Here is a 10424-nt window from a genome sequence, read left to right as displayed (position 1 = left end):
GAGAAAAAGCCGAGAAGAACCGAGAAACCGAGAAAAACCGAGGAAAGAGGCACTCACCGTGACCGACGAAGAGATCTTCGCCGTCCTGCACGCGCAGATCGTCGACGTGCTCCCCGAGGCCGCCGACGTGGCGATCACACTCGACCACAGCATGCGCGACCTGGGAGCGAACTCCATCGACCGCATGGACGTCGTCATCGCCGCCCAGGAGGAACTCGGCGTCAAGGTCCCCAACAGCGAACTGACCGGCGCCGGTGACCTGCGCTCGCTCGTCGCCGTGTTCCGCGAGTCCCTCAGCGCCCGCGCATGACCCCGCCGGTCCCCGGCGCCGTGGCCGTGACCGCCGCCGCCGTCCTCAGCCCGCTCGCCGACGACCTGGACGGCTTCACCGCCGCCCTGCTCGACGGGCGCAGCGCGGTGACGCTCCCGGACGACTCACCGGAGGCCTTGCCCGTCGCCGCGCTCGACGGGTTCACCCTCGGCGGCTGGGCCGGCCGGCACCTCGCCGACGCCCCGGACACCGCGGCGCGGCTGCGCAGGACCGCCGGCCGGGCCGCGCTGCCCGCCCGCAGTGCCGCCTGCGTGGCGCTGCGCGCGGTGCGGGACGCCGGTCTGACGGACGACCAGCTCGCGGACGGCACCGCCCTGCTCGTCGCGGGCGGCAACCTGTCCCTCGCCCACCAGGCCGACACCGTTCTCGGCCACCACCGTGCGCCGGGCAGGCTGCGCGCCTCCTACGCGCTCACCCACCTGGACGCCGACGTCATCGGCACCGTGAGCGAGCTGACCGGCATCCGGGGGGAGGGCTGGCTCGTCGGAGGGGCGTCCGCGGCGGGCGCCCTCGCCCTGATCCAGGGGGCCCGCACCGTCGCGGCCGGCTGGGCCGAACGGGTCCTCGTCGTCGCCCCGGCGGCCGAGCTGTCACCGGTGGAGGCCGAGGCGTTCCGCCGTGCCGGGGCGCTGGCCCACGAACGGTTCCGGGACCGGCCCGCCCGCATGTGCCGCCCCTTCGACCGCGACCGGCAGGGCTTCGTCCGGGGCGAGGGCGCCGCCGCCGTGCTGCTGGAGCGGCCGGACTCCGCCCGGGAGCGGGGCGCGCCGGTGCTCGCCGAGCTCGTCGGCTGCGGCCAGCGGCTGGACGCCCGGCGAGGCACCGAGCCGGACGCCGAGGGCCAGGCGGCGGCGATGCGCGCCGCGCTCGACGCGGCCGGCCTCGCACCCGACGACGTCGACTACGTCAACGCCCACGGCACCGGCTCCGTCCTCGGTGACGAGACCGAGGCAACCTCCCTGCGGAAGGTGTTCGGCGACCGCGGCACCCTCCGCGTCAACTCCACCAAGCCCCTCACCGGCCACTGCCTGTCCGCCGCCGGACTGATGGAGGCCGTCGCGGTCGTCGCCCAGCTGCGGGCCGGCGCCGTGCACCCCAACCCCCACCTGGAACACCCGTGCGCCGACCTGCCGCTGGCGGGACGCACGAGCGAACCGCTGCCGCTGCGCACGGCGCTGAGCAACAGCTTCGCCTTCGGCGGCATCAACGCCTGCGTCGTCCTGCGTCTGCCGTGCGACGGCCGCCCCGCCTCCCCCTCGGCTCCCGCCCCGTAGTTGCCCTGTAGTTAACGGAGAAGACCATGAAGCAGGTCGGCATCGAAGCCATCAACGCGTACTGCGGCGAAACCTATGTCGACGTCCCCACGCTGTTCGCGGCACGCGGTCTCGACGACAGCCGGATCGGCAACCTGATGATGGCGCGCAAGAGCGTGGCGCTGCACTGCGAGGACGCGGTGTCCTTCGCCGTCAACGCGGCCAAGCCGATCGTGGACGCCCTCACCGAGGAGGAGCGCTCCTCCATCGAACTGCTGATCGTCGGCACCGAGTCGGGCGTGGACTTCGGCAAGTCGCTGGCCACCTACGTCCACGACCACCTCGGACTGCCGCGCAGCTGCCGCCTGTTCGAGACCAAACAAGCCTGCTACAGCGGCACCGCCGCCCTGCAGATGGCCGCGGCCGTCGTCGCCGCCAGCCCCTTCGAGGGGACCAAGGCGCTGGTCATCAGCAGCGACGTGGCCCGCCCCGTGCCGCACACCTACGTCGAGCCCAGCCAGGGCGCGGGCGCGATGGCCATGCTGGTCTCCGACCGCCCCGTGGTCGCCGCCTTCGACCACGGGGCCAACGGCTTGCACAGCTACGAGGTGATGGACACCTGCCGCCCCGACCCCGAGCGGGAGGCCGGCGACACCGACCTGTCCCTGCTGACGTACATCGACTGCCTCAAGGGCGCCTTCGCCGACTACGCGCGCAAGGTGGAGGGCGCCGACTTCGTCGACACCTTCGACCTGCTCGCCATGCACACACCGTTCCCCGGCATGGTCAAGGGCGCCCACCGCGCCGCGCTGCGCAAACTGCGCCGCGGGATCTCGCCGCAGGCCGTCGAGGACGACTTCACCGCCCGTCTCGGAGCCGCCGTCCAGTACCCGCAGCAGGTGGGCAACATCTACGCCGGCACCGTCTTCCTCGCCCTGGCCTCCACGCTCGACAACGCGGTCGTCGACCGGGAGCGGCGCGTCGGTGTCTTCTCCTACGGATCCGGCTGTGCGTCGGAGTTCTACAGCGTCGTCGTCACCCCCGACTCCCAGCGTGCCGTGCGCGCCATGGGCATCCGTGAGGCGCTGGACGCGCGCTACCGGCTGAGCATGCCGGAGTACGACGAACTGCTCGCCGCCACGGCCGAACTGAAGTTCGGCGAGCGGAACTTCACCTTCGACCTCGACCGGTTCCCCCGGATCACCAAGGAACGCTTCACCGGCGGACGCCGCCTGGTCCTCGAGGCCGTACGCGACTATCACCGCGAGTACGTGTGGCTCGACGGAGGTGCCGCGCGATGAGCGCCGCCCCGGCCGCCCCGGTGACGCTGAGCCGCTCACGGGGGGTGCTGCACGCCCTGCTGGACGCGCCCGAGCGGCGCAACGCCGTCACACCGCAGCTGCTGGACGCCCTGCACGCGGCCGTCGCGGCAGCCGAGGCCGACCCCGCCTGCCGCGTCCTGGTGCTGTCCGCCCGCGGCGAGCACTTCTGCGCCGGCACCGATCTGACCGCCCCGGCCCCCCGGCCGGCGGCCGGCCCGGAGGGCGAACTGCCGTACTGGACTCTGCTCGACCGGCTCACGCGCACCCCCGTCGTCACCGTCGCACTGGTCGAGGGCCGGGCCACCGCGGGCGGCGTGGGGCTGGCCGCCGCCTGCGACCTGGTGCTCGCGGGCCCCGGCGCCCGGTTCCGGCTGACCGAGGCGCTCGTCGGACTGGTGCCCGCCATGGCGCTGCCCTTCGTCACCCGCAGAACGGGCGAGCAGCGGGCGTTCACCGCCACCCTGCTCGCCGAGGACCTCGACGCCGCGGCGGCGGTCGCCGCGGGACTCGCCGACCTGCTCGCCGACGAGCCGGAACAGGCGCTGCGCCGCACCCTGGTGGCCCTCAGCCGGGTGGACCGGTCCACCGCCGGCGCGCTCAAGACGTACCGGTCCCGGCTCTTCCCCCGCGACGCCCGTCTGGGGCAGGACGCCGGCCGCACCTTCCTCGACCGCCTCACCGACCCCGCGGTCCAGCCGCTGCTGGACCGGATCCCCACCCCGGAGCGTGCCGAATGACCGCACCCGTCGCCGAGTCCGTCGTCCGCCTCTCCTGGGAGGGAGCCGTGGCCGTCGTCACCATGGACGACCCCGGCGGACGCAACACGTTCTCCTCCGCTCTGACCTCGGGACTGGTCGACTCCGTCGAGTCGGCCGTCGCCGACCCGCGCACCCGGGCCGTCCTCGTCGAAGGGCGCCCGGAGCTGTTCTGCGCCGGCGGGACACGTCGGGAACTGATCAACTTCGCCCAGGGAAACGGAAGTTTCGACACCGACGACTTCTTCCGGGTGTTCGCCCGCTGCCCGCTCCCGGTGATCGCCTCCGTGCAGGGGCACGCCATCGGCGGCGGACTGGTGCTCGCGCTGTACGCGGACTTCGCGGTCTTCAGCGAACGCTCCCTGTACGCCGCCAACTTCATGCGGTACGGCTTCACACCCGGGATGGGCGCCACGCATCTGTTCCCCACGCGCTTCGGCCGCGAACTCGGCACCGAGATGCTGTTCTCGGCCCGCAACTACCGGGGCGCCGAACTGCGGGAGCGCGGAGCTCCGGTACGGGTCGTGCGGCACGCCGACGTGCCCGCCGCCGCGCGGGAACTGGCCCGGTCCGTCAGCGGCGCCCCCCGGGCCTCGCTGGAACTGCTCAAGCGGGAACTGGCAGCGCCGCTGCTCGCCGAAACAAGAGCCGCGGTGGCCCGCGAAGCCGCCCTGCACCGCACCTCGTTCCGGCTGCCCGAGGTCCTGGAGCGCATCGTCGCCGACTACGGCGAGCCCCGTGGCCTGACCTCCTGACGCCGCCCGCCGCCCGCCCGCCCGAGGACCGATGGAACCCATGGACGCCAAAGAGATCCTGACCCGCGTGAAGAACGGCACCCTGGACGCCGCGTCCGCCGCCGCCCTGCTCCGGGCCGCCGCCTCCGGGAGCCGGGAGACCCCGGCCGCCTCCCTGACGGCCCCGGCGGACACGGTGTCGCCGGAGCGCGCCGCGGAGCTGCTGCGGGCGGCCGCGCCCCGGCCGGACGTACCCGAGCCCGTGGCCGTCGTCGGATACAGCGCCCGTTTCCCCGAAGCAGCGGACGCCGACACCTTCTGGCAGCGGCTGCTGGACGGCGACGACCTCGTGACGGAGGTCCCCGCCGACCGGTGGCGGATCGCCGAGCACTACGACCCCGACCCCGGCGCCGAGGGGAAGTCGGTCAGCAAGTGGGGCGCCTTCGTGGAAGGGGCCGACCGCTTCGACGCCGAGTTCTTCCACATGCCCCCGCGCGAGGCCGAACTGATGGACCCGCAGGCCCGGCTGTTCCTTCAGGAGGCCTGGCGCGCCCTGGAACACGCCGGGCAGCGCACCTCGGCCCTCGCCGGAACGCGCTGCGGCGTCTACGCGGGCGTCATGATGAACGACTACCAGGACCTCATCGAACGGGAGAGCGAGCACGCCCGGATCGCCCAGGTGATGCAGGGCAACTCCAACTCCCTGCTCGCCGCGCGCATCGCCTACCACCTCGACCTCAAGGGCCCCGCCGTCACCGTCGACACCGCATGCTCGTCCTCGCTGGTCGCGCTGCACCAGGCCTGCCAGGCCCTGTGGCTCGGCGAGGCCGACATGATGCTCGTCGGCGGCGTCACCCTGTACCTCACCGAACTGCCGCACGTGTTCATGAGCCGGGCCGGCATGCTCTCCCCGACCGGCCGCTGCCGCCCCTTCGACGCCGCCGCCGACGGCATCGTCCCCGGCGAGGGCTGCGCCGTCGTCGTCCTCAAGCAGCTGACAAGGGCCCTGGCCGACGGGGACCCCGTGCACGCGGTGCTGCGCGCCTCCGGCATCGGACAGGACGGCCGCACCAACGGCATCACCGCCCCCAGCGCCGCCTCCCAGGCCCGGCTCGTCACCGCCACCCTGGACCGTTTCGGCCTCGACCCGTCCGGCATCGACTACGTCGAGTGCCACGGCACCGGCACCCCACTCGGCGACCCCATCGAGGTCACCGCGCTCAACGAGGCCTTCGCCCCGGCCGCCCGTCCCGCCGGCAGCGTCCCCGTCGGCTCGGTCAAGGGCAACGTCGGCCACACCTCGGCCGCCGCCGGACTTGCCGGACTGCTCAAGGCCGTCGGAGTGGTGCGCACCGGCCAGGTGCCGCCGTCGCTGCACTGCACCGAGCCCAACCCCCGCATCCCCTTCGACGAGGGCCCGTTCACCGTGGCCACCACGGCCGTCCGTCTGCCCGCCACCGGCGGACGGCCCCGCCGTGCCTCGGTCAGCTCCTTCGGGTTCAGCGGCACCAACGCCTACGTCGTCGTGGAGGAAGCGCCTGCACGCCCGGCCCCGCCGGCGCCGGACACCGCGGCGCCGGTGCTCGTCCCGCTGTCCGGACGGCGGCCCGAGGCCGTCACCGGCCGGGCCGCCGAACTGGCGCGCTGGCTCCGCTCGCCCGCCGGTGCGCAGACGGCCCTGCCCGACCTCGCCCACACCCTCGCCTGCGCCCGCGACCACCACCGCCACCGGGCGGCGGTCCTGGCCGCCGGCCGTGCCGAACTCCTCGCCTCGCTGGACACGCTGGCGTCCGCAGCGCCCGACGAGCGCACCGTCACCGGGCCGGACGGTCCCGTCCCGGCCGGCGGCCCGGACGCCCCCGCTCCCGACCGCGTCGAGGAGAGGGCCGGCGACGGAGATCCGGACGCGCTGCGCGAAGTGGCCAGGCGCTACGCGGCGGGCCGTCCCGTCGACTGGTCCCGGATCTGCCCGCCCGCACGACACCGCCGCGTCCCCGCCCCCGGGTACGCCTTCGTCCCCGACCGGCACCACGTCGTCCCGGCGCCGGACACCGTCGCCGGGATTGCAGACACCGCCGGGCTCACCGCCGCCGCCGCCGACGAGCCGGCCGCCGCCGGCCCCCGGGCCGGCCGCGACCCGCTCGACGGACTGGTGCTGTACACCCCCGGCTGGCAGGAGTGCCCGCTGCCGCGGCGTGCGCCCCGCCCCGGCACCGCGCTGTACGTGCACGACGAGCACGGCGACCTCGCCGCCGTGCTCGGCGGCTCCCCGCCGGACCGGGCGGCCGCCGCACCCCAGCCGGACGCCGCCGCGCTGGTGCTCCGGCTGACCGGCGACGACGTCGCGGCCCTCGAGGCCGCGCGGCAGGTCCTCGCCGCCCACCGCACCCAGCCGCTCACCCTGATCGCCGTCACCGCCGATCCGCGGCGGGCCGACGCCGCCCGCGCCCTGGTCCAGACCCTGCGGCAGGAGAACCCGCGCCTGACCGGCCGGGCCCTGCTCGTCACCGACGACGGCCCGGCCGCGACGGCGCACATCCAAGCGGAACTGGCCGCGCCCGAGGCCGAGTTCGGGCACCTCGCCGATCTGCGCGGCCCCCGGCGCACCCGCAGGGTGCTGCGCTCCGCCGACGTGCCCGCCACCGGGTTCGCACCCCGGCCGGACGGCGTCTACCTGGTCACCGGAGGCATGGGCGGCATCGGACTCGCCCTGGTCCGGGACCTGCTGCGGCACCCCGGTGTCCGCGTCGTCGCCTGCGGCCGCACCCCGGCCGGGGACCTCGCCCCCGCCTCGCGTCCCCCGGCGGACGGTTCCGGCCGTCTGCGTTACGTGCGCGCCGACGTGGCGGCGCCGGGCGGGGCCGACGCCCTCGTCGCCGACGTCCTCGCCGCCGAGGGAGCCCTGCACGGCGTCTTCCACGCGGCCGGGACGGTCGAGGACGCCTATCTGCTGCGCAAGACCGCGGACCGTATGGCCGGCGTGCTCGCCCCCAAGATCACCGGAACCGCCGCCCTGGACGAGGCCACCGCCGCGCTCCCGCTCGACGTCTTCGTGCTCTTCTCCTCGGTCGCCGCCGTCACCGGCAACATCGGCCAGTGCGACTACGCCTACGCCAACGGCGCGCTCGACGGGTTCGCCGCGCACCGCGCCGCCCGCGTGGCGGCGGGGGAGCGGCACGGGCGCACCCTGTCGGTGCAGTGGCCGCTGTGGGACGTGCCGGGCATGACCATCCCCGAGCCGGTCCGTCAGGTCGTCGAGGACCACGTCGGCATGGTCCCCCTGCCCGCCGGGCCCGGACTCGCCGCGCTGCACCGGCTGCTGGGTCCCGGCGGACCCGATGTCGTCTCCGTCTTCCACGGACGGGCCGACGCCTGGCGGCAGCACCTCTCAGGACTCGGCCTGCTGCCCGCGCGGGACCCGGAGCCGGCCACCGGGACGCTCACGTCCGCGGACGGCGGTGAAGGGCTGCTCGGCCTGGTCTGCCGCACGGTCGCCGAGACCCTCGGGCACGACCGGTCCGCCGTGGGGCCCGGCACGTCTCTGGAGGCCCTGGGGCTGGACTCGGTGATGATCCGCACCCTCGCCGCGAGACTGAGCACCCGGATCGCGCCCATCGGCCCCGAGATGCTCTACGGCCTGCGCGACCTCGCAGAACTCGCCGCCCACCTGGGCCGGCTCACACCGTCCCGGCCCGCCCCCGACGGCGGCGCCTCCGACGGCGCGGCCACGGAGCGCGACGCCCCGCCCGCGCCGCCCGTCCGGCCCGCACCGCCCGCACCGTCCGGACCGTCCGCGTCCGTGCACCCGGACAGGGGCCCGGGCCCGGACCCGGACTCGGGCCCGGACCCGGACTCGGACTCGGACGACGATGTGTTCGCTGTCGTCGGAGTCGCCGGACGCTATCCGGGCGCGGACGGCCTCGACGCCTTCTGGGACAACCTGCTGGTCGGCAAGGACACCGTCGGCGACCTGCCCGCCGACCGGTGGGGGGACAGCCGCGGCGTCGTCGCCAAGGGGCACTTCCTGGACCGCGTGGACGCCTTCGACCCCGCGTTCTTCGGCCTGTCCGCCCACGAGGCCGCGTACGTCGACCCGCAGGAGCGGCTCTTCCTCGAGGTCGCCTGGGAGGCCCTGGAGGACGCCGGTCTGACCGGCTCACGGCTCGACGCGCTCACCGCGGCCGACGGCGAGGCCCGCAGCGTCGGGGTGTTCGCCGGGATCACCTCCGCCGACTACCCGCTGCTCGGCGCGGAGCGCTGGGCGGCCGGACAGCGGGACATGCCGTCCGGCCACCACTGGTCCCCGCCCAACCGCCTGTCGTACCTGCTCGACCTGCGCGGCCCGAGCCAGCCCGTCGACACCGCCTGCTCGTCCTCCCTGGTCGCACTGCACCTGGCCGTGGAGTCGCTGCGCCGCGGCGAGTGCGCCGCCGCACTGGCCGGCGGCGTCAACCTGTACCTGCACCCGTCCCGGTTCCGCATGCTGCGCCGCTCCGGCTTCCTCGCCGAGGACGGCAGGTGCAGGAGCTTCGGCGCCGGAGGCGCCGGGTTCGGACCGGGCGAAGGCGCGGGGGCACTGGTGGTCAAGCGGTTCTCGAGGGCCCTCGCCGACGGTGACACCGTGCACGCCCTCATCCGCGCAACCGCCGTCGCCCACGGCGGCCGTACCAACGGATTCACCGCCCCCAGCCCCCGCGCCCAGGCCCGTGTGCTGCGACAGGCCCTGCGACGCGGCGGTGTGGACCCGGCCACCGTCAACGTCGTCGAGGCCCACGGAACCGGTACGGAACTGGGCGACCCCGTGGAGGTCGCCGCCCTGAACGAGACCTACGGCCAGGGGGCCGCCGCCGAGGTCCCGTGCTCGCTCGGGTCGGTGAAGTCCGCCATCGGACACGGGGAGTCGGCCGCGGGCGTCGCGGCCCTCACCAAGGTCCTGCTGCAGATGCGCCACGGCACCCTCGCGCCGACCCTGCACGCCGAGCCCTGCAACCCCGGGCTCGACCTGGCCGGCTCCCGCTTCCGGCTGCAGCACGAGGCAGCGCCCTGGCCCCGGCTGCGCGACGCCTCCGGACGCGAACTGCCCCGGCGGGCAGGCGTCAGCTCCTTCGGCGCGGGCGGCGTCAACGCCCACGTCGTCCTGGAGGAGTACCGTCCCGGCGGGTCCGGCGTGGCGGAACCGGCAGGCCGCCCCGGCGCACGGCAGCTCGTCCTGCTGTCCGCGCCCACCTCCGCTCACCTCACGGCGTTCGCCGGGCGTCTGGCCCAGTGGCTCACCGGGCCGGGCCGGCAGGCCCCCCTCCACGCCGTCGCCCGCACCCTGCGCACCGGGCGGGCCACGGGCCCCGCACGGCTCGCCGCGGTGGTCGCGGGGACGGACGAACTCGCCACCGTGCTCGGCCGCTTCGCCGACGGCGGCACCGCCTCCGGCCTGCGCGCGGGCACGGTCGAGGCCGGGCGGGAACAGGCGCCCGAGACCGGCGGCCTCCTGGACACCCTGTGGCGCGCGGGCCGCCTGGAGCAGCTGGCCGACCTGTGGGTGACCGGCTGGCAGGTGGACCGCCACGCCCCCGACACCGGTGCCGCGCTGGTGCCGTTGCCGGCCACCCCGTTCCTGCGCACCCGGCACTGGCTGCCGGAGAGCGACGAGGCCGGCGCCGCCGCACCGGCCGTCACCGCGGCCCGCATCCAGCAGCCCGCGGCCGAGCCCGGCCCCGCGCCGTCACCCGCGCCCGCCGCGTCGACGCCGGCACCCGGGCAGGCTGCCGCCCCGGGGGACGAACGGGTGCGGCGGCTCGTGGAGTTCGTCGGCGAACTGGCCGCCGGACCCGGCGCCGGCGGCGCCGTCGACACCGGCCGCACCCTCGTCGAGCTGGGCGTGGACTCCATCGGCGCGATGAACCTCCGGTTCGAGATCACCGAGCGCTTCGGCGAGACCCTGCCGCTCCAGCAGCTCAGCGAGTCCACCGTCGACGAACTCGTCGCCCACCTGTCCGCGCTGCCCACCCTGTAGAGGGAACCGGAGAACCCAG

Annotated in this window: 6 protein-coding genes; all 6 read left to right on the top strand. The window is 75.4% G+C overall.

The features are described 5' to 3' along the window. Positions 1-58: 58 nt before the first annotated feature. Genes ACF1AG_RS33035 through ACF1AG_RS33010 form a run of 6 tightly spaced genes read left to right on the top strand, consistent with a single transcriptional unit; the run spans position 59 to position 10405 of the window. A complete protein-coding gene (locus ACF1AG_RS33035) occupies positions 59-310 on the top strand; it encodes a phosphopantetheine-binding protein (RefSeq protein WP_359605075.1) in 252 nt (83 codons plus the stop codon). Further along, positions 307-1605: a beta-ketoacyl synthase N-terminal-like domain-containing protein gene (locus ACF1AG_RS33030; RefSeq protein ID WP_359605077.1), complete on the top strand. Its 1299-nt coding sequence runs from the start codon at positions 307-309 to the stop codon at positions 1603-1605. The genes ACF1AG_RS33035 and ACF1AG_RS33030 overlap by 4 nt, the downstream gene beginning before the upstream one ends. 26 nt (positions 1606-1631) lie before the next feature. After that, positions 1632-2885 carry a hydroxymethylglutaryl-CoA synthase gene (locus ACF1AG_RS33025; RefSeq protein WP_359605079.1) on the top strand — a complete coding sequence of 418 codons (1254 nt, stop codon included), beginning with the start codon at positions 1632-1634 and terminating at the stop codon, positions 2883-2885. Next, the gene (locus ACF1AG_RS33020) at positions 2882-3643 is read left to right on the top strand and encodes an enoyl-CoA hydratase/isomerase family protein (RefSeq protein ID WP_387798850.1); all 762 of its coding nucleotides are present in this window, start codon (positions 2882-2884) and stop codon (positions 3641-3643) included. Before ACF1AG_RS33025 ends, ACF1AG_RS33020 begins: the two co-directional genes overlap by 4 nt. Further along, a complete protein-coding gene (locus ACF1AG_RS33015) occupies positions 3640-4416 on the top strand; it encodes a polyketide synthase (RefSeq protein WP_359605083.1) in 777 nt (258 codons plus the stop codon). Before ACF1AG_RS33020 ends, ACF1AG_RS33015 begins: the two co-directional genes overlap by 4 nt. A gap of 40 nt (positions 4417-4456) precedes the next feature. Beyond that, the gene (locus ACF1AG_RS33010) at positions 4457-10405 is read left to right on the top strand and encodes an SDR family NAD(P)-dependent oxidoreductase (RefSeq protein ID WP_391810916.1); all 5949 of its coding nucleotides are present in this window, start codon (positions 4457-4459) and stop codon (positions 10403-10405) included. Positions 10406-10424 lie beyond the last annotated feature (19 nt).

The sequence above is a fragment of the Streptomyces sp. NPDC014764 genome, assembly GCF_043082785.1.
In the GTDB taxonomy this organism is placed as follows: Bacteria; Actinomycetota; Actinomycetes; order Streptomycetales; family Streptomycetaceae; genus Streptomyces; species Streptomyces althioticus.
The sequence above is the reverse complement of the archived record's forward strand: the minus strand, read 5'-3'. Positions and strand labels throughout refer to the sequence as shown.